This is a genomic window from Microbacterium sp. NPDC089321 (genome assembly GCF_040684935.1).
Classification (GTDB): Bacteria; Actinomycetota; Actinomycetes; order Actinomycetales; family Microbacteriaceae; genus Microbacterium.
Genome location: NZ_JBFBGX010000001.1, coordinates 1565757 through 1585094, shown reverse-complemented (window position 1 = coordinate 1585094; position 19338 = coordinate 1565757). Strand labels below are relative to the sequence as shown.

Genomic DNA, 19338 nt, shown 5'->3' with positions numbered 1-19338 from the left:
ATCGCCCTCATGCCGCCCTCCGCATGTGACGGGCTGGTCGCTCAGATCAGTCCGCGCCGCCTGGCCTCGGCAGCGGCCGCGCTGCGCCCCGGCACGCCGAGCTTCTCGAGCAGGTGCACGACGTGCGTCTTGACGGTCGCCTCGGCGATGAACAGCTGCGCGGCGATCTCGCGATTGCTCGCCCCCTCGTCGACGCGCCGGAGCACCTCGAGCTCGCGCGGGGTGAGCTCGACGCGGGGCGCACGCAGCGCCTCGACCAGTCGACGATCGTCCGGGCCGAACACGAGCGCCCCGGCGGCGGCATCCGTGATCGCCTTGGCGATGACCTCGGTCGCGACGTCCTTCAGCAGATATCCGGCCGCCCCGGCCTCCAGCGCCCGCACGATCTGCGCGTCGTGGTCGAACGTGGTCAGGATGATCACCGCGGGCGGGCGCGGGGCGGAGCGCAGCGCGGCGGTCGTCTCGACGCCGTCGATCCCCTCCCCCAGCCGCAGATCGCAGAGCACGACGTCAGGATGCAGGTCGGATGCCAGCGCGACCGCCTCTTCGCCGCTCGCCGCCTCGGCGACGACGTCGAACCCCCGCCGCTCGATCACGCTGCGCAGACCGGCGCGGACGATCGGATGGTCATCGACGATCAGCAGCCGGATGCTCATCGTCCGACCTCCGCGCGGATCGTCGTGCCCTCCCCCGGCGCGCTGTCGATGCGCAGTTCGCCGCCCAGCTCCCGAAGGCGTGATCGCATCGCGATCAGCCCGTACGAGCGCGTGCGGGCCTCGAGGGCTGTCGTGTCGAAGCCCCGGCCGTCGTCCGAGATCTGCAGCACCGCGCGGTCGCCCTCGCTCGCGAGCACCACCCGCACCAGGTCTGCTGCGGAGTGCTGTCGCACATTGGCCAGCGCCGACTGCGCGATGCGCAGCAGCGTCACCTCGACGGGAGTCGGCAGCGCAGGCGGCGCCTCATCGACGTCGAGTTCGGCCCGGATGCCGGTGTCTGCGGCGAGCGCATCGAGCAGACGCTGCAAAGCGCCGGCGAGGGCCGTGCCCTCCAGCTCGGCTGGCGCGAGCGCGGCGACGATGCGGCGCAGCTCGGTCAGCGAGTGCTGGGCGAGGGCGTCGATCTGCGGCATCCGGTCGGCGTCTCCTCCCCTGGCCAGCAGCGAGACCGAGCTGAGCTCCTGCGCGATCGTGTCGTGCAGGTCGCGTGCGAGCCGCGTGCGCTCGCGAGCGGCCCCCGCGTCACGCTGCGTGCGGGCGAGCTCGTCCTGCAGCCCCGCCATCTCGTGCTGCGCACGCAGCAGCGAGGCGATCAGCTCTTCGCGCTCCACGGCGTCTCTCAGCAGCGCGTCATAGCCGAGCGAGACGGCGAGCGCGAAGCCGCCGCCGAGCAGCGGTCCGGCCAGATGCGCGAAGGTGACCTCGACGCCGTGCAGGTGAGGGGCGGCGATGGCTGCGGCGAGCACGACGGCCGCGAACAGGGCCGACCACCGCGCCGTGAGCACGTGACCGGCGAGCAGCAGCAGCGGGAACGACAGCCAGACGAACTCGGGCGACAGCGCGAGCATCGCCGTCCAGATCGCACCGAGGCCGACGAGCCACCAGCCCGCCGCTCTGCCGTGCGCGAAAGCCGCGCCGGCTCCGTACCAGGCGAGGAAACCACCGGCGGCGAGGGCGGCCGGCAGCAGCTCCGCGCCGTCGACGACCGCACGCACGGTCGTCACGACGACGAGCGCGACGGTGATCAGGTGCAGCGCGAAGCGTGCGGCGCGCAGCAGTCGTCGACGATCGGAACTCACCCTTAGATTCTCACCGCTCGGCGCGTCGGGCGCAGCCGCAGAAGATCGATCCTTCGATGGATCCGTCGGCTGCGACGTGCGGAGAGGCTGGATGCCATGACAGACACCGCCCTCGCCTCTTCCACCGCGCCCTCGCCCGCACCCTCTCAGAACTCCGCGCTGCGGATGCTGCTCGGTGCGGTCACCGCGTACACGCTCGTCGGCCTCGCCGCGGGGCTGTTCTACCGCGAGTTCACGAAGCTGAACGGCTACACGGAGGGCATGCACGGTCAGCTGGGCCTCGCGCACACGCACATCCTCACCCTGGGGGTGATCGTGCTGCTCATCGTGATGGCGCTGGAGAAGGTGTTCGACCTGTCGGGCAGCCGTCTGTTCCGCTGGTTCTTCTGGATCTACAACGCCGGCGTCGTGATCTCGGCGGCGGGCCTCGTCTGGCACGGAATGCTGCAGGTTCTCGGCGAGGAGTCGTCGAAGATGATCGCCGGGATCGCAGGAACCGGGCACATGCTGCTCGGTGCGGGCTTCGTGCTTCTGCTGCTCATGCTGCGCAAGGCCGTCAGCCGCTGAGCCCCAGGGCCTGCCGCCGTCAGAAGCCCTTCGGGGTCGCGGTCAGATCTGCGGCGGCTGCGGCTCGCGCGGCCTCAGTCTTCCGCCGGTCGCGGCGAACCAGCATCCGACCAGCACGATCGGGAAGCCGATCAGCAGACCCGGCGTCAGCGGCTCGGAGAGCACGATCGTGCCGAGCAGGATCGCGACGATCGGGTTGATGTAGGTGAACAGCGGCGCGCGCACCGGGCCCACCTCGCGGATGAGCGCGAAGAAGGCGACGAACGCGAGCGCCGTGCAGACGACGCCGAGCAGCAGCAGAGAGACGGTCGCCCGTGCAGTGGGCACCTCGTGCTGCGTGAGCAGCGCGGCCGGCAGGTAGCCGATACCGATCGCGAAGAGCGCGAGCGTGATGGTGCCGAGCGAGGGCACGTCCCTGAGCTTGAGGGCGATGATGAACGGCGCGATCGCGTACATCACCGCGGTCAGCAGGATCTCGCCGATCGCGAAGGCGCTGCCGGCACCGTGGGGGAAGAGTCCCGGTCCCGCGACGACCACGGCGACGCCCGCGAACCCGAGCAGCAGTCCCCCGAGCCTGATCGGCGCGAGGGCCGATCGGTCGCCGCGCAGCAGCGCGATGATCACGGAGAACAGCGGCACGGTCGACACGAGCAGGCCGGTGAGCCCCGAGGGCAGCTGCGTCTCGGCATGACTGAGCAGCAGGAACGGACCCGCCATCTCTATGAGACCGAAGGCGAGCACCCACGGCCAGTGCTTCCAGGCCGCCGCGAGGGCGCCGCTGCGCAGAGCGAACGGCAGCAGCACGAGCCCGCCGAGCAGGGTGCGGCCGGCCACGACCGCGGGAGGCGAGAACGAGTGCACGGCCTCTTTGATGAACAGGTACGTGATGCCCCAGACGAAGGCCATCACGGCGAACAGGATCCAGCCCTTGCGGGTGAACCCTGCGTGGTGCGCGCTCACAGACGGCGGCGGCCTTCGAAGGCCCGCCCCAACGTCACCTCATCGGCGTATTCGAGGTCGCCGCCGACGGGCAGACCGGATGCCAGTCGCGACACCGTGATCGCCATGCTGGTCAGCAGCCGGCTGAGGTAGCTGGCGGTCGCCTCTCCCTCGAGGTTGGGGTTGGTCGCGAGGATGACCTCCTGCACCGTGCCGTCTGCGAGCCGGGTCATCAGCTGAGCGATGCGCAGGTCGTCGGGGCCGACGCCGGCGATCGGGCTGATCGCGCCGCCGAGCACGTGATAGAGACCGCGGAATTCGCGGGTGCGCTCGATCGCCGCGACGTCCTTCGCGTCCTCCACGACGCAGATGAGCTCGGGGTTGCGGCGCGGATCGCGGCAGATCGCACAGCGGTCGTGCTCGGACACGTTGCCGCAGACCTCGCAGAAGCGCACGCGCGCACGCACCTCGGTGAGCAGCTCGGAGAGCCGGGAGACGTCGAACGACGGCGTCTGAAGGATGTGGAACGCGATGCGCTGCGCGGACTTCGGGCCGATGCCGGGCAGGCGACCGAACTCGTCGATCAGCTCCTGAACGATTCCGTCGTACATCAGGAGAACCTCGATGGGGGCTGGTAGGGCTCTTCGCGGATGAACCTCGCGCCGAGCACCTGGCGGATGACGGCCTCGCCGCGGCGCTCGACGCCGTCGGAGGCCGGGGGGCGGGTGGCTGCGGGCGGCACCTCGCGGAGGGAAGGACGTGCTGCGGCCTGCTGGGGCCTGCCCGCGGGCGCGGCGCTGCGCGCGGCACCTGGTGCGGCGGGCGGTGCGGACGCGGACGCCGTGGGCGGGGTGCTCTGCCGGGGCGGCTCGTCGTACTCGGGGTCGTACGGCGGCTCGTCGTCGTACGGCGGGTACTCGTCGTCAGGTGGTGGCGGCGGGGCGTCGACGTCGCCATCGCGCGGCGGAAGCGGAGCGGATGCCGCGGCTTCGACCTCGGCGGGCTCTTCATCGACCGGGAACTGCGGCTGCGGCGCGATGGTCGCGACGGGTGCGCCCTGCCCCGCCGGGGCGCCGGAGGGAGCCGACGACGGGATAGGCGCGACGGCCCATTCCGTGACGGCGGCCGAGGCCGGTCGCGAGGTGGTCGAGGAAGAGGATCCGGATGCCCGCGCCGCGCCGTTCGCACGTGGCTGCGCCTGCGCAGAGGAGCTCGAACCCCCGTTCGCGGCGCCGAGATCCTGGGGTCCGCTCATCGGATTCGCCCATCCGGCGGCGGGCGCGTCATCGCCCGTCGGCGCGGGCGACGACGGTGCAGGACCGGGGCCGGAGGTCGAGGGCCCGCTCGGCGCAGGGCCGCCGGGCGCGGCAGCGCCCCCCGCTCCCCCAGGCGGCAGCGGCGCGGGCCGGTACTTCACCGTCACGCCCAGCTCCTGCTCGATCGCCGTGCGCAGGTGATCGGAGGTGCCCTTGCCCGGCGTGGTGCCCTTGAACTTCGGAACATCGCTCGGGCTCGAGAAGCCGAGCGTGAGCACATCGGTGGCGCTGTCGAAGGACAGCGGCTGGATGCCCGTGACGACGAGCCACGAGGCGCGGCTGATCGACTCGAGACGGGTGAGCACCGCGGGCCAGGCCGAGGAGATCTGCTCGAAGGTCACGGGTCCGCCCGGCGCCGGTGCGCTCGGCGCCTGCGAGGCCTGGCTTCGCTCCGGCTGGGCGCTTGCGGTCGGGGCCTGCTCGGGCGCCGAAGGCTGAGCGGTTGCAGGCGCACTGGCGGGCGTCGCGGTCGGTGCGGTCGGGCCCGTCGCTGCGGATGCCTCCGGCTGAGGCGGCCGCGCTGCGCTCGCCTCGTCCGCAGGGGCGCCGGAGGCGGACTGCGAGCCGGAGGCGGGCGGCGTCACGGCTGCGTGCGTGAGGTTCTCGACGATCACGGGCGACACCGCCGTGGGCTCGGCGGATGCAGCGGGCTCGGGAGCGGCGGGCTTCGTGGGGTCAGCGGGCGACGGCGTGGAGCCCGGGGCAGCAGCACCGGCGGCAGTGGCCTGGCCTGCAGCGGCCGGAGCGGGGGCGGCAGGAGCCGCTGCAGCAGGGGCCGGTGCAGCAGGGGCCGGTGCAGCAAGGGCCGGTGCCGCCGGAGCCTGTGCCGCCGGAGCCTGTGCGGCCGGGCGCTGCGCGGCTGTGCTCCGCGTCGATGCGCTGTGCGCGGGAGCGCCCTGGGGCGCTGCGGCACCGGCATCCCTCGGCGCCCCGGCGAGCACGCGTGCGACCATCAGCTCGAGGTGCAGGCGGGGCGAGGTCGCGCCGCTCATGTCGTCGAGCGCCTGACTGACCAGGTCGGCCGTGCGCGACAGGCGCACGGCGCCGAAGGCGGCGGCCTGCGCCTGCATGCGCTCCATCTCATCGGCAGGGATGCCGCGCAGCACAGCGGACGCGCCATCGCCGACGGCCTGGATGACGATGAGGTCGCGCAGCCGTTCGAGCAGGTCGTCGACGAACCGGCGCGGATCCTGCCCGGTCTGCACGACCCGGTCGACGGCGGGGAAGGCGGATGCCGCATCGCCCGCGGCGAGCGCGTCGACGATCTCGTCGAGCAGTGCGGCGTGCGTGTAGCCGAGCAGAGCAACGGCGCGCTCGTAGGTCACGTTGCCCTCGTCGGAACCCGCGATCAGCTGGTCGAGCAGCGAGAGCGTGTCGCGCGGCGATCCGCCGCCGGCGCGCACGACGAGAGCCAGCACGCCCTGCTCGACCTGCACGCCCTCTTCGGCGCACAGCTTCTCGACGTACTCGAGCATGGCCGCCGGCGGCACGAGACGGAACGGGTAGTGGTGCGTGCGCGAGCGGATCGTGCCCAGCACCTTCTCGGGCTCGGTCGTGGCGAAGATGAACTTCACGTGCGCTGGTGGCTCTTCGACCAGCTTCAGCAGCGCGTTGAAGCCCTGCGGCGTGACCATGTGCGCCTCATCGAGGATGAAGATCTTGAACCGGTCGCGGCTCGGAGCGAAGGTCGCGCGCTCGCGCAGGTCGCGCGCGTCATCGACGCCGTTGTGGCTCGCCGCGTCGATCTCGACCACGTCGAGCGATCCGCCGCCGGCGCGCGACAGCTCGACGCAGCTGGGGCACACGCCGCACGGGGTGTCTGTCGGCCCCTCGGCGCAGTTCAGGCAGCGCGCGAGAATGCGCGCCGACGTGGTCTTTCCGCAGCCGCGGGGCCCGGAGAACAGATAGGCGTGCCCGACACGGTCGCCGCGCAGCGCGGTCATCAGAGGATCGGTCACCTGGGACTGCCCGATCATCTCGCCGAACGTCTCGGGCCGGTAGCGGCGGTACAGGGCTGTCGTCACCAGAACAGCCTACGGCGTACCGCCGACACCAGCCCTCTCCGGGTCCTCCCCGCCACGGCCGCGCCGAGACGTGGGAGGGCTGCGGGATCAGTCCTCGTAGGCGTCGATGATCGGGATCGTCGTGGTGGTCACCGGCACCGACGCCGACAGGCGCGTGCCGTCGTCGCGACGGGCATCCGCGATGCCGCGCAGGGTCGGGCGGCCCGGGCGCCGCGGCCCCTGACCGGCGAGCAGTACGGCGGCCGGCTCCCCCACCGCCGCGCGATGCGCCGCGCCGCGCACGGTGAACTCCACCGGGTCGCCCTCGCGCACCTCGAGATGCAGGCGATCGCGGGTGATGGTGACCTGCAGCTGCGAGCCCCGCCACTGCAGCGGGTACGACAGCTCGGGCCAGTCGGAGGGCAGACGCGGGTCGAAGCTCAGCTCGCCGTCGTGGTCGCGCATGCCGCCGAAGCCGCTGACCAGTGCGGTCCAGACGCCACCGGTCGACGCCACGTGCACACCGTCGGCCGCGTTGTGGTGCAGGTCGCCCAGGTCGACGTACAGCGCCTGCTCGAAGTACTCGCGGGCGAGGTCCTGATAGCCGACCTCTGCCGCCATGATCGACTGCACGACAGCCGACAGCGTCGAGTCACCCGTCGTCAGCGGGTCGTAGTAGTCGAAGTCGGCCAGCTTCTCCTCGTCGGTGAAGTGGTTGCCCTGCAGGAAGAGTGCCAGCACCACGTCGGCCTGCTTGAGCACCTGGAACCGGTAGATGACCAGCGGGTGGTAGTGCAGCAGCAGCGGGCGCATCTCGGGCGGCGTGCCCTCGAGGTCCCACACCTCGCGCTCGAGGAAGAAGGCGTCCTGCGGGTGGATGCCCAGCGCCTCGCTGTACGGGATGTGGATGGCCTCGGCGGCTCGGGCCCAGGCATCCCGCTCCCCGTCGTCGAGACCCGTGCGGTCGACGAGAGCCGCGTACGCGGCCGGATCGTTCTCTGCCATGTCTCCGACGACCCGCGCCGCGAAGCGCAGGTTGTAGCGGGCCATGACGTTGGTGAACAGGTTGTCGTTCACCACGGTGGTGTACTCGTCGGGGCCCGTCACGCCGTGGATGTGGAAGGTCGAGTCGCCGTTCGTGCCGCGCCAGAAGCCGAGGGTCGCCCAGAGCCGGGCGGTCTCCACGGCGATGTCGGCGCCCTCGCGACGCAGGAAGTCCTCATCGCCGGTGGCGCGCACGTACTTGCCGAGCGCGAAGCTGACGTCGGCGTTGATGTGGTACTGCGCGGTACCGGCGGCGTAGTACGCCGATGCCTCTTCGCCGTTGATCGTGCGCCAGGGGAACAGCGCTCCCGCCTCGTTCAGCTGAGCCGCTCGGCGCCGTGCGGCCGGCAGCATCATGACCCGCGCGCGCAGCGCGTTCTTCGCCCACTGCGGCGACGTGTAGGTGAGGAACGGCAGCACGTAGATCTCGGTGTCCCAGAAGTAGTGCCCGCTGTACCCCGAACCGGTCAGGCCCTTCGCGGCGACACCGTGCCCGTCGGCACGCGAGGCCGCCTGCGCGAGCTGGAAGAGGCACCACCGGGTCGCCTGCTGCAGGTCGTCGTGTCCGGCGATGCGCACATCGGAGCGCTCCCAGAACGCCGCCAGCCAGTCGCGCTGCGCGGTGAACAGGGCATCCACCCCCTCGACCCCGACGCGGTCGAGCGAGCGACGGCAGCGGTCGACGAGCTCGCGCGGAGGCACGCCCCGCGACGTGTGGTAGCTGACCACCTTGCTGATGCGGATCGGCACGCCGGCCTTCGCCTGCACCCGGAACACGTTCTTCGCGATGTCGGGCTCGACGAGCGAACGCGCCGTGTAGTCGTTCTCGGTCTCGATGAGGTGGTCGGCGACGACGGCGACGGTCATGCCCGAGTCGGAGACGCGGTACGACAGCGCCGAGCGCATGCCGTCCTGCCAGTACTCCACCGGCTGCAGCACCCGCTCGGTGATCTTCTCGGCCTTGCGGGGATCGAAGCCCGCCTTGCCCGCTGCCTTGCCCGCCATCGGGTCGCCTGCGTAGATGCCTGCGCCGTCCTGACGGTTGAGCATCTGGCAGCTCACGGTGACCGGGGCGTCGGCGTTCTCGACGGTGAGCTCGAGACGCAGCACGGCGAGGTGGCGCTCCTCGAAGCTCACCATGCGCTCGTCGCGCATGCGCACGCGCTTGCCGGACGGCGTGACCCAGACGACGTTGCGCTCGAGCACGCCGGTGCGCATGTCGAGCGTGCGGGAGTACTGGTGCACCTCCATGTCGTCGAACGACAGCGGCTCGTCGTCGATGTACACGCGCATGACCTTGGCATCCGGCGCGTTCACGATCGTCTGCCCGACCTCGGCGAACCCGTATGCCTGCTCGGCGTGACGGATCGGCCAGGTCTCGTGCAGGCCGTTGATGAAGGTGCCGTGCTCGTGGGCGCCGCGCCCTTCGATGTGGTTGCCGCGCAGACCGAGGTAGCCGTTGCCGACGGTGAAGAAGGTCTCGGAGACCCCCTCTTCGTCGTAACGGGTCTCGATGAGACGCCAGGGGTCGACGGGGTAGCGGTCGCGGTCGAGCATGCTGTCTCCGAAGCGGGTGAGGGGAGGCGTTCGAGGGGTCAGTTCTGCGCGTCGCCGAGCAGGCGCGCAAGATCATCGACGATACCGGTCGCGCCGGCCTCGCGCAGCGCATCGGGCCCGGCGCCGCGATCGACGCCGATGACCGAGCCGTATCCGGCGGCGGCGGCCGAGGCGACGCCCGAGACGGCGTCTTCCACCGCGATGGACTGCGCGGGGTCGACACCCAGCATCCGCGCCCCCTCGAGGAACATGTCCGGGGCCGGCTTCGAGGCGAGGTGGTCGCGCTCGGCGACGAGTCCGTCGACGACGGCGTGGAAGAAGTCGCGGATGCCGGCGCTGCCGAGCACCTCCTCGGCGTTCTTCGAGCTCGACACGACGCCCATGGGCACGCCGGCGTCGCGCAGGCTCTCGATCAGGGCGAGGGACCCGGGGTAGGGCGCGATGCCCTCGCTGCGCAGCACCGAGATGAACGCGTCGTTCTTGCGGTTGCCGACACCGCAGATCGTCTCGGCCTCGGGAGGGTCGGTGACCTCTCCCCAGGGGATCTCGATGTTGCGGCTGCGCAGCAGGCTGGCGACGCCGTCGTAGCGCTTCTTGCCGTCGACGTAGGCGAAGTAATCGGCGTCGGTGTACGGGGGCTGGATGCCCCAGCGCGCGAACACCTCGTCGAACACCTTCTGCCAGGCGCGCATGTGCACCTCTGCAGTCGGGGTGAGCACCCCGTCGAGGTCGAAGAGGACGCCGGGGGCGCTGTGCAGGTCGGGGAGTGCGTCAGACATGGAACCTCCTGGATCGGACGTGCGCATCCAGCCTAGTGAGCGCGGGCGCCACGCGGAGAGGGTTGACGGGCGGGGGCGGGACGGGTCGTCCGACCCGCATCGGGTCAGATGACCGAGAGCGTCTGACGGGCGATCTCGAGCTCCTCGTCGGTGGGCACCACGAGCACCGCGACGGCGGAGCCGTCGGCGGAGATACGGCGGATGCCGGGGCCGCGCACGGCGTTGCGCTCCGGTTCCACCCGCACGCTCGCGAACCCGAGAGTGCTCACCGCGTCGGCGCGGATGTCGGCCACGTTCTCTCCGACCCCCGCGGTGAAGGAGATCACGTCGACTCCTCCGAGCTGCGCGATGTAGGCGCCGACGTAGGCGCGCAGCCGGTGGACGTACACGTCGTAGGCGAGAGCCGAGGCCTCGTCGCCCTTCGCGCGGCCGGCGAGAATGTCGCGCATGTCGTTGCTGCCCGCGAGCCCCTGCAGCCCGCTGCGCTTGTTGAGCAGCGCGTCGAGGTCGTCGATGCCCATGCCCGCCCGCCGCGCAAGATGCAGCAGGACAGCCGGGTCGATGTCGCCGGTGCGGGTGCCCATCACGAGTCCCTCGAGGGGCGTGAATCCCATGGACGTCTCGACCGAGCGGCCTCCCTCGATCGCCGTGATCGAGGCGCCGTTGCCCAGGTGCAGGACGATCTGCCGCAGGTCGGCGAGGTCTCGGCCGATGAACCGCGCCGCGGCCTCCGACACGTACTTGTGGCTCGTGCCGTGGAAGCCGTAGCGCCGGATGCGATGCTCGCCGGCGATGGCCGTGTCGAGCGCGTAGGTGTACGCGGCCGGTGCGAGCGTCTGGTGGAAGGCGGTGTCGAACACCGCGACATGCGGCACGTCGCGGAAGGCGGCCCGTGCCGCCCTGATGCCCGCGACGTTGGCCGGGTTGTGCAGCGGCGCGAGCACCGACAGATCTTCGATGTTGATCTCGACGAGCGGGGTGATGACGGTCGGCTCGAAGAAGCGAGCGCCGCCGTGCACCACGCGGTGCCCGACAGCCGCAGGCGGGTGCTCGTCGAGACTCGGCCCGTGCTCGGCGAACTGCGCGAGCATGACCGAGAACGCCTCGTCGTGATCGGCGACCGGACGCTGCTCCTCGAAGCGCTCGTCGAGCACGGTCGGCGCGGGCACGCTCGGCTCGGTGAGGGCGAACACCCGGTGGCTGACGATGCCGCCCGCGCCGATGCGCTCGATGAGGCCGCTGGCCAGCTCGCGCTCGCGCTCGACCTCGATGAGGCTGTACTTCAGCGACGACGAGCCGCTGTTGATGACCAGGACGACGCTCACGACTGCTCTCCCTGCGCCTGGATCGCCGTGATGGCGACGGTGTTGACGATGTCGTCGACCAGGGCTCCGCGCGACAGGTCGTTGATGGGCTTGCGCAGCCCCTGCAGCACGGGCCCGATGGCCACGGCGCCCGCCGAACGCTGCACGGCCTTGTACGTGTTGTTGCCCGTGTTCAGGTCGGGGAAGACGAACACCGTCGCGCGGCCCGCGACCTCGGAATCCGGCATCTTCGTCTTGGCGACCGCAGCATCCGCGGCTGCGTCGTACTGTATGGGGCCTTCCACGGGCAGCTGCGGCATGCGCTCGCGTACCAGCGCCGTCGCCTCGCGCACCTTCTCGACGTCTGCCCCCGAGCCCGATTCGCCGGTGGAGTACGAGAGCATCGCGACACGCGGCTCGATTCCGAATCGCCGTGCCGTCGCGGCGGAGGAGATCGCGATGTCGGCGAGCTGTGCGCTGGTCGGATCGGGGATGACCGCGCAGTCGCCGTAGACGAGCACGCGATCGGCGAGCGCCATGAGGAAGACGCTCGAGACCACGTCGACGCCCGGATTGGTCTTGATGATCTCGAAGGACGGACGGATGGTGTGCGCCGTGGTGTGCGTGGCTCCCGAGACCATCCCGTCGGCCAGGCCCAGGTGCACCATCATCGTGCCGAAGTACGACACGTCGGTGACCGTGTCGGCCGCCTGCCCGAGGGTGACGCCCTTGTGCGAGCGCAGCCGCGCGTACTCGGCGGCGAACCGCTCCACGAGCTCGGGGTCGGTGGGGCTGATGATCTGCGCCGAGGCGATGTCGAGCCCGAGCGCAGACGCGCGGGCCCGGATCTCGCTCTCGTCGCCGAGGATCGTGAGGTCGGCCACGCCGCGGGCGAGGACGATGGAGGCCGCTCGCAGGATGCGGTCGTCGTCGCCCTCCGGGAGCACGATGCGCTTCCGTGCGCCGCGTGCCCGCTCGATGAGCTGGTACTGGAACATCAGCGGGGTGACGACCGTGGAGCGGGCGAGGCCCATCTCGACCGTCAGCTCGGTGGTGTCGACATGAGCCTGGAACAGCGACAGCGCGGTCTGGTACCGCTGGGTCGACTCTGCGGTCATGCGGCCGCGGGCGCTCATGATGCGCACGGCCGTGTCGAAGGTGCCGAGATCGGTCGCGATGATCGGCACGGGCAGCTCGAAGCCGTCGATGAGCTGCAGCACGGGCTCAGGCAGCTCGAACGGTCCGTTGAGGACGATGCCCGCGAGTTCGGGAAAGGTGCCGGAGCTCGCGGCGAGCAGAGTGGCGAGCAGGGTCTCTGTGCGGTCGGCGGCGATGATGACCACGGCTCCCTCGACGAGACGCGGGAGCACGTTGACCATCGACATCCCGGCGATGACCACGCTGTACGCCTCGCGGTCGAGCAGCCGCTCGGCGCCGCGGACGAGACGGCCGTCGACGGCCCGCATGATCGTGCCCATCGACGGCGCGACCAGCGAGCGCTCCTCGGGGATCGCCCACACCGGCGTGCGGTCGCCGGCGACGCCCTCGACGATCTCCTTCGCGGCTGCGGGGTCGGCGCGGTTGACGATGACCGCGAAGAGCTCGGCCCGCTCGGCCGCGAGCTCGGAGAGCGCGAGGGCGGCGAGCTGCCGCACCTGCGCGGGGGTGCGCGCCGTCGTGGTTCCGAGCTGCTCGGCCTGGTTCTGGCTGTCGCGGCCCGAGAGCACGAGCAGCACCGGCACCCCGAGGTTGGCGGCGATGCGCGCGTTGTACCCCAGCTCGGCGGGACCGGCGACGTCCGTGTAGTCGCTGCCGACCACGACCACGGCGTCGCACTGCGCCTCGACGGCCTTGAAGCGCGCGACGATCGTGCCGAGCGCGCCCTCCGGGTCGCGGCGCACATCGTCGTACGTCACTCCGATGCAGTCGTCGTAGTCGAGGTGCACGCCGTCGTGCGCGAGCAGCAGCTCGAGCACGTGGTCGCGCTCGGATTCGCTGCGCGCGACCGGCCGGAAGACGCCGACCCGCGGCGAGACCCGCATCAGGGCGTCCAGCACGCCCAGCGCGATCGTGGACTTGCCGGTGTGCCCCTCGGCTGAGGTGATGTAGATGCTCTGCGCCACGCGCTCAGCCTAGTGAGCGTCTCCTGCGCCCGGCCTGGACGCCGACGGAGTGGGGCACGGGCCCGAGAGGGCGTCGACGACGGCCGCCGCGTCGTCGGCGAAACGGGCGTAATGCTCGCGGTCGGAATTGATCTGCACGCGGTTGATGGCGTGCGAGGGCTCGAGGCTCCGCCAGTCGGGCACGCGCCTCAGCCGCGTGAAGAACATCGCCGACGCGGTGGCGGGGTCCATGCGCTCGGCGGTGCTCCCCCACCACTCCTGCTGCTGGAACAGGCCGATGCTCGTCGTGCGGCTGCCGTCGGGGTTCGTCACGCCCGAGGTCTCCCAGTCGCCGTGGTCGATGTTGCGCAGCGAGCTCTCGCCCATCGCGGCCATCACGCCGATGATCTGCCCGTCGCGGGCGAACCCGAGCTCTCGGGCGGTGCGCACGATGACGGCCGCGTTCTCGAGCTGCTCGCCCCGCCATCCGCTGATCCCGAACGCGGGGTAGGCCTCGGGCCGGTCGAGGCAGTAGCCCTCGGGTCGGGGCGCGGTGATCAGGGCGAGGACGGCCAGCACACCGGATGCCAGGATCGCGGCCCCGACGGTGACCGCGGCGACCCTGAGTCCCCGCCGGCGGGTGCGGCGGCGCGAGGGACGGCGTCGACGGCGTGCGCTCATGGTCGTACGGGGGCGCGGCTCGCGCGGGGCGGGCGCCTGGCCCCCAGCGCCGCCACGCCGCCGCCGATGGCACCGAACAGATGCGCCTGCCATGAGACGCCGGCCGCGGCTCCGAAGATGCCCGTGAGCACGGTGGTGCCGTACAGGACGATGACGATGAGGGCGATCGCGGCGTACGCGATGCGGTGCGACACCCGCCCGGGTGCGAAGACGCGCAGCACCGTGTAGCCGAAGTACCCGAAGACCAGGACGGACGCGCCGACGGTGAGCGTGCCCGGCGCGTTGAGGAACCAGGTGCCGGCTCCGCCCACGACCGCGATGATCCCCGTCACGGCCCAGAACCGCCTGGCTCCCTCGACGGCGACGAGGCAGCCGAGCACGAGCAGGGGAAAGGAGTTGCTGATCAGATGGGCCCAGTTCGCATGCAGCAGGGGGCCGAGCACGAGCCCGGGAAAGCTGGTGGGGTCCCACGAGCGAAGGCCCCACCCGGTGAACGATCCGGGCAGCAGCGCGTCGAGCAGCTGGATCGCCCACATCAGGGCGAGCAGGGCGACGGGCGCGAGGAAGCGGCCGGCGGAGCGGGAGCGTGCGGCGGGAGCGGTCACGGGTCGATCCTCGCAGGGCATCCGGTGAGCGAGCCGAGATCCGGGTCGCCGCCCGGGAGAGCGCCTCCGCTCGGGAAAGGAAAAGACCCTCCGCGCACCCGACAGAGCCCGGTTACCCTTGCTACGTTTCCGTCCTGGGGGAATTGGCCTGGATGCCGTCACGCGGAGAGCCGTCGATCAGTCTACCCGACCCGGGAGAGCGCTTCGCACGCGACGGGTCGGGCGGGGGTCGCAGCGGGTTACGATCATCAGACGCACCGTCGCGTCGAGGGGACCCGCATGCACGAGAACGCACCGTCGATCACCGCTGAGCAGTTCGCCCAGCACACGTCCCGCATCGTCGCGTCGGTGTCGTCGGTGATCGACGGCAAGCCGGATGCCGTGCGCAGCGCTCTGGTCTGCCTGCTGGCCGAGGGGCATCTGCTCATCGAGGACGTGCCTGGTGTGGGCAAGACGATGCTCGCGCGAGCTCTGGCGGCGAGCGTCGACGCCACGGTGCGCCGCATCCAGTTCACCCCCGACCTGCTGCCGGGCGACGTGACGGGCGTCGCGGTGTACGACCCCGTCGAGCGGGAGTTCGAGTTCAAGCGAGGCGCGATCTTCGCGCACATCGTGATCGCAGACGAGATCAACCGCGCCTCGCCCAAGACCCAGTCCGCCCTGCTCGAGGCGATGGAGGAGCACCAGGTCACGGTCGACGGCTCGAGCCACCCCCTGCCTGAGCCGTTCCTCGTGGTCGCCACCCAGAACCCGCTCGAGATGGAGGGCACCTATCCCCTGCCCGAGGCGCAGCGCGATCGGTTCATGATGCGCATCTCGATGGGGTATCCGGATGCCGCCGCCGAGACGCTCATGCTGCGCCAGCGCGACACCGCCAATCCGCTTGCCGCGATCACTCCCGTCACCGACGCCGCGACCGTGCGCGCGCTGATCGCGTGGGCCCGCCGCGTGCACGTCGCCGAGTCGCTCGAGGAGTACGCCGTCGCCCTCGCGCAGGCCACCAGGCAGGACCCGAGCCTGCACCTCGGCGCGAGCCCGCGCGCCACGCTGCAGCTGGTGCGCGCGGCGAAGGTGATCGCGGCACTCGACGGCCGGGACTACGTGGTACCCGATGACCTGGCCGATCTCGTGATCCCGGTCTTCGCGCACCGCCTTCTCGCGGCCCGGGGCGTGCACCGCGCCGGTGCGCAGCCGGTCGAGGCGGCTCTGCGTCAGATCGTCTCGCGGGTTCCCGTGCCCTTCGCCGCGCGCGTCTGAGCACCATGCGCACGCGACCGCTGACAGCACGGGGAGCCGCCTGCCTGGTGCTCGGCGTGCTGCTGTGCGTGGCCGCGAACGTGCTCTCGGCCCGTCCTCTGCTCTACCTCGGCATGCTGCTGCTGGTGCTGCCGCTGATCTCGCTGCTGGTCGTGCGGGCGCCGCGGCGCCGTGGCGAGGTGTGGCGCCAGATCTCCACCGATCTGCTGTCGGTCGGCGAGACCTCGAAGGTCACGGTGCGCTTCGAGCTCTACGCCCCCGGCATCCCGCACGGGCACTGGCGAGACACCCTGCCCGACGCCGTGCGCGGCGAGGCGGGTGGCGAGTACCCCGGTGAGACGAGGCTGCTCCACTACGACCTCGAGGGCGTGCGCCGCGGCACCGCGACGCTGGGTCCGCTGCTGCTGCGCACGGTCGACCCGTTCGGGCTCGCGCAGCGCGTGCAGGCGTTCGGTGAGACCCGCATGATCACCGTGGTGCCGCAGGTCGTCGCGCTGTCGCCGCTGCCGACCAAGGTCGGAGCCGCCGGCGGTGCGGCGCAGACGAGGTCGACCAGGCTCGGCCAGGGCGCCGACAACCTCATCCCCCGCGCGTACATGTCCGGTGACTCCCGCCGGCGGATCCACTGGCGCGCCACGGCGCACCGCGGCTCGCTGATGGTGCGGCAGGAGGAGGAAGAGGCGAGCCCCGATGCCGTGGTCGTGCTCGACCGCGCGGCCTCCCGCTGGGCGCGCCCCGGCGACGCGCCCGATCCGGCCTTCGAAGCCGCCGTCTCACTGTGCGCCTCAGCCGCGCTGCGCTTCGTGCAGGACGGCTACAGCGTCGACGTGTTCGACAGTGCCGGCTCCCTTCTGGGCGCCCTGCGGGGGCACGAAGACGACCGCGACGGCCTGATGGTCGCGCTGGCGACCGTTATCCCCCGCGGCGAGCCGCGAGACCTCAGGGCGATCGTCGGCGGCACGCCCCCTGGCCCGCTGGTCGTCATCACCGGAGCGATCGACGCGGACGACGCCGCTCGACTCAGCACTGCGGGCGCGTCCGCCCCGATGCTGATCGCGGCCGGTGCGAGCCGGGATGCCCTGGCTCTCGCCTCCGACCACGGGTGGAGCGTGGCGTCGCTGACCGCTGCTTCCGACCCCGCCGAGGTGTGGGAGTCGGCGATGCCGCAGGCGAAGGCACCCCGTGACTGAGCGGCTGCGCACCGAGCGCCGCCCCGGCGTCGTCGGGCCGGCCGTGCTCGCCGCCGTGGCGAGCCTGTTGGCGATGTGGCCGTACACCGGCGTGATCATGCCGGGTCCGTGGACGTTCGTCGTGGTCGCGGTCATCGTCGCGGTGGCGGTCTCGGGGATGGCGGGGCGGATGCTGTTCGCGCGGCTGCGCGAGGGCATCCGGTCTCTGCTCACCCTGCTGGTGCAGCTGATCGCGCTGGCTCTCACCCTCACGAATCTGCTGGCCGGCGAGACGGCCGAGTTCGGTGCCGTGCCGACGTCGGCGAGCATAGAGCTGACCGGCCTGCGACTGCAGCGTGCGGTCGACGAGATCTCGAACGGCGTCGCACCGATCGACCCGACGGTCTCGATGACGACCGCGATGGGACTCGCGTTCACGCTGGTCGCCCTGCTCGTCGACCACCTGATCGCGCAGCGCCTGGTCGTGCTCACGGTGCTGTTCACCTCTGTCGTCGGCGCGGTGCCCATGCTGCTGACGTTCGGGTCGGTGAACCTCGTGTGGTTCGTGCTGCAGGCGATCATGATCCTGGTCGTGCTGCGCTTCGGCGCGCGGCACGATCGCGACGCCACTCGGCACTCCCCCTTCGTCGCCGCCGGCCTCATCGGCGCGGCCGCGATCGTAGCCACCGTGCTCGTGGCTCCGGCCCTGCCCCTCACCGAGCCCAGGGGCGGCGCCGGGCAGGCGATGACCGTGAGCGCCGACCTTCGGCTGGGCGACGATCTGCGCCGCCCGAATGAGACGGAGGCGCTGACCGTCGTCACCTCGGCATCCGCTCCGCCGTACCTGCGCATGGCCACCCTCTCGCGATTCGACGGCGAGATCTGGCGCCCCGACCGCTCCGATCGCAACCCCGTCGAGGAGGGCTTCGGCACCCGGCCGTGGAGCGATCCGATCGACACGGTCGAGCAGGAGGTGTCGATCAGGGTCGTGGGCATCTCGAGCTCGCGTCTGCCCGTGCCGTACGCAGCCGAGGAGATCAGCGGCCTGCCGGAGGGCTGGCAGGCGATGCCGCTCAACCGCACCGTGATCAGCCCGACGCGGGATGCCGCCGGGGCCGACTACACCGTGCAGACCGCGACCCCCGCGCCGAGCCTCGAGCAGATCCGCGCCACCAGCGCAGGAGGGGCGGAGCTCGTCGCCGCCCCCGCCGAGGGCCTCCCCGACATCATCGGCGATCTCGCCCGAGAGGTCACCGCCGACGCCGACACCGACTACGACCGGCTGCTGGCGCTTCAGGACTGGTTCCGCGCCGAGTTCACGTACTCGCTCGACGCGCCCGTCGAAGACGGCTTCGACGGCACGGGAGCCGATGCGGTGGCGACGTTCCTCGAGGTGCGCAGCGGCTACTGCATCCACTTCGCCGGGGCCTTCGCACTCATGGCCCAGTCGCTCGACATGCCGGTGCGGATCGTCGTCGGATACCTGCCCGGCACGTCGACCGACCAGACGCGAGGCGACGACCGGGTCTACTCGGTCACCAGCGACAAGCTGCACTCCTGGCCCGAGGTGTACTTCCGCGGCATCGGCTGGGTGCCGTTCGAGCCCACGGCGACGCTCGGCACGCCCACGGACTTCGTCTCCGAGGCAGGCTCGGGCGAGGGCGACGATCCGGATTCGCCGACGGCCTCGCCATCGCCCACCGCGGCTCCCTCGTCGTCATCGACCTCGGGCCCCGACCGCAGCGATGAGGACGCGGGTGCGGGTGGCGGCGGCGCACTGCCCCGACTCGACCCGACACCCGTGATCCTCGTCACCGTCGGCATCCTGCTGGTGCTGCTGCTGCCCGGGCTCGGCCGGGCACTGCTGCGGATGCGGCGCGTCAGCCGTGCCCGGCACGGCGACGCCATGGCCGCATGGCGTGAGGTGGCCGACACGATGGCCGACCTGCGGCTGCCGCTGCAGGCGTCCGAGACCGCGCGAACGCGTGCGCAGTCGCTCGCCACGGCGCACGGGGTCGACGCCGAGTCGCTGGGGATTCTGGTGGATGCCGTCGAGCGGCGGAGCTATTCGGGTCGCGAGACCGCGGAGCGGGATCTGAGTGCGCCGCTGCGCCCCGTCATCGCACAGCTCGAGGCGAGTGTCAGCGGGCGACGACGACTGGTCGCCTGGCTGCTGCCCGCGTCCCTCATCAGGCGGCGGTGACCCGCCGCTCTCCCGGA

The 19338-nt window shown here is 71.5% G+C and carries 15 protein-coding genes and 1 other RNA gene; 4 read left to right on the top strand and 12 right to left on the bottom strand.

Features of this window, described 5'->3' with window-relative positions:
* Positions 1-41: 41 nt before the first annotated feature.
* Together AB0N59_RS07485 and AB0N59_RS07480 are read right to left on the bottom strand one after the other, a co-directional pair.
* Positions 42-656: a response regulator transcription factor gene (locus AB0N59_RS07485; RefSeq protein ID WP_363480882.1), complete on the bottom strand. Its 615-nt coding sequence runs from the start codon at positions 654-656 to the stop codon at positions 42-44.
* Entirely contained in the window at positions 653-1795 is a 1143-nt protein-coding gene (locus AB0N59_RS07480; RefSeq protein WP_363480879.1) for a sensor histidine kinase, read from the bottom strand. Before AB0N59_RS07480 ends, AB0N59_RS07485 begins: the two co-directional genes overlap by 4 nt.
* A 165-nt stretch (positions 1796-1960) precedes the next feature.
* Here AB0N59_RS07480 and AB0N59_RS07475 point away from each other — a divergent pair, with 165 nt between their 5' ends.
* Complete coding sequence (locus AB0N59_RS07475; protein ID WP_363481244.1) at positions 1961-2362, top strand: DUF2871 domain-containing protein; 402 nt, start codon at positions 1961-1963, stop codon at positions 2360-2362.
* A gap of 42 nt (positions 2363-2404) precedes the next feature.
* Here AB0N59_RS07475 and AB0N59_RS07470 read toward each other — a convergent pair whose 3' ends face one another.
* The 10 genes from AB0N59_RS07470 to ffs form a co-directional block, all read right to left on the bottom strand.
* Entirely contained in the window at positions 2405-3322 is a 918-nt protein-coding gene (locus AB0N59_RS07470) for a DMT family transporter (protein ID WP_363480876.1), read from the bottom strand.
* Positions 3319-3912, bottom strand: a complete 594-nt coding sequence (gene recR, locus AB0N59_RS07465; RefSeq protein WP_363480873.1) for a recombination mediator RecR — start codon at positions 3910-3912, stop codon at positions 3319-3321. The genes AB0N59_RS07470 and recR overlap by 4 nt, the downstream gene beginning before the upstream one ends.
* Positions 3912-6641 carry a DNA polymerase III subunit gamma and tau gene (locus tag AB0N59_RS07460; protein WP_363480870.1) on the bottom strand — a complete coding sequence of 910 codons (2730 nt, stop codon included), beginning with the start codon at positions 6639-6641 and terminating at the stop codon, positions 3912-3914. Before AB0N59_RS07460 ends, recR begins: the two co-directional genes overlap by 1 nt.
* Before the next feature lie 87 nt (positions 6642-6728).
* Complete coding sequence (locus AB0N59_RS07455) at positions 6729-9221, bottom strand: glycosyl hydrolase family 65 protein (RefSeq protein WP_363480867.1); 2493 nt, start codon at positions 9219-9221, stop codon at positions 6729-6731.
* A gap of 38 nt (positions 9222-9259) precedes the next feature.
* The gene (locus tag AB0N59_RS07450; protein WP_363480864.1) at positions 9260-10000 is read right to left on the bottom strand and encodes a beta-phosphoglucomutase family hydrolase; all 741 of its coding nucleotides are present in this window, start codon (positions 9998-10000) and stop codon (positions 9260-9262) included.
* A 104-nt stretch (positions 10001-10104) separates the two neighbouring features.
* Positions 10105-11325, bottom strand: coding sequence for an acetate kinase (locus AB0N59_RS07445; RefSeq protein ID WP_363480861.1), 1221 nt, complete (start codon positions 11323-11325; stop codon positions 10105-10107).
* A complete protein-coding gene (gene pta, locus AB0N59_RS07440; protein ID WP_363480858.1) occupies positions 11322-13427 on the bottom strand; it encodes a phosphate acetyltransferase in 2106 nt (701 codons plus the stop codon). Before pta ends, AB0N59_RS07445 begins: the two co-directional genes overlap by 4 nt.
* Before the next feature lie 9 nt (positions 13428-13436).
* Positions 13437-14087 carry a hypothetical protein gene (locus AB0N59_RS07435; RefSeq protein ID WP_363480855.1) on the bottom strand — a complete coding sequence of 217 codons (651 nt, stop codon included), beginning with the start codon at positions 14085-14087 and terminating at the stop codon, positions 13437-13439.
* Positions 14084-14692, bottom strand: coding sequence for a rhomboid family intramembrane serine protease (locus AB0N59_RS07430; RefSeq protein ID WP_363480852.1), 609 nt, complete (start codon positions 14690-14692; stop codon positions 14084-14086). The genes AB0N59_RS07435 and AB0N59_RS07430 overlap by 4 nt, the downstream gene beginning before the upstream one ends.
* Before the next feature lie 78 nt (positions 14693-14770).
* Positions 14771-14867: signal recognition particle sRNA small type (gene ffs, locus AB0N59_RS07425), an RNA gene on the bottom strand.
* Between the two features lie 104 nt (positions 14868-14971).
* Here ffs and AB0N59_RS07420 point away from each other — a divergent pair.
* Genes AB0N59_RS07420 through AB0N59_RS07410 form a run of 3 tightly spaced genes read left to right on the top strand, consistent with a single transcriptional unit; the run spans position 14972 to position 19321 of the window.
* Entirely contained in the window at positions 14972-15949 is a 978-nt protein-coding gene (locus AB0N59_RS07420; protein WP_363480850.1) for a MoxR family ATPase, read from the top strand.
* Between the two features lie 5 nt (positions 15950-15954).
* A complete protein-coding gene (locus AB0N59_RS07415) occupies positions 15955-17139 on the top strand; it encodes a DUF58 domain-containing protein (protein WP_363480847.1) in 1185 nt (394 codons plus the stop codon).
* Entirely contained in the window at positions 17132-19321 is a 2190-nt protein-coding gene (locus tag AB0N59_RS07410) for a DUF3488 and transglutaminase-like domain-containing protein (protein ID WP_363480844.1), read from the top strand. The genes AB0N59_RS07415 and AB0N59_RS07410 overlap by 8 nt, the downstream gene beginning before the upstream one ends.
* The last annotated feature ends 17 nt before the right edge of the window (positions 19322-19338 follow it).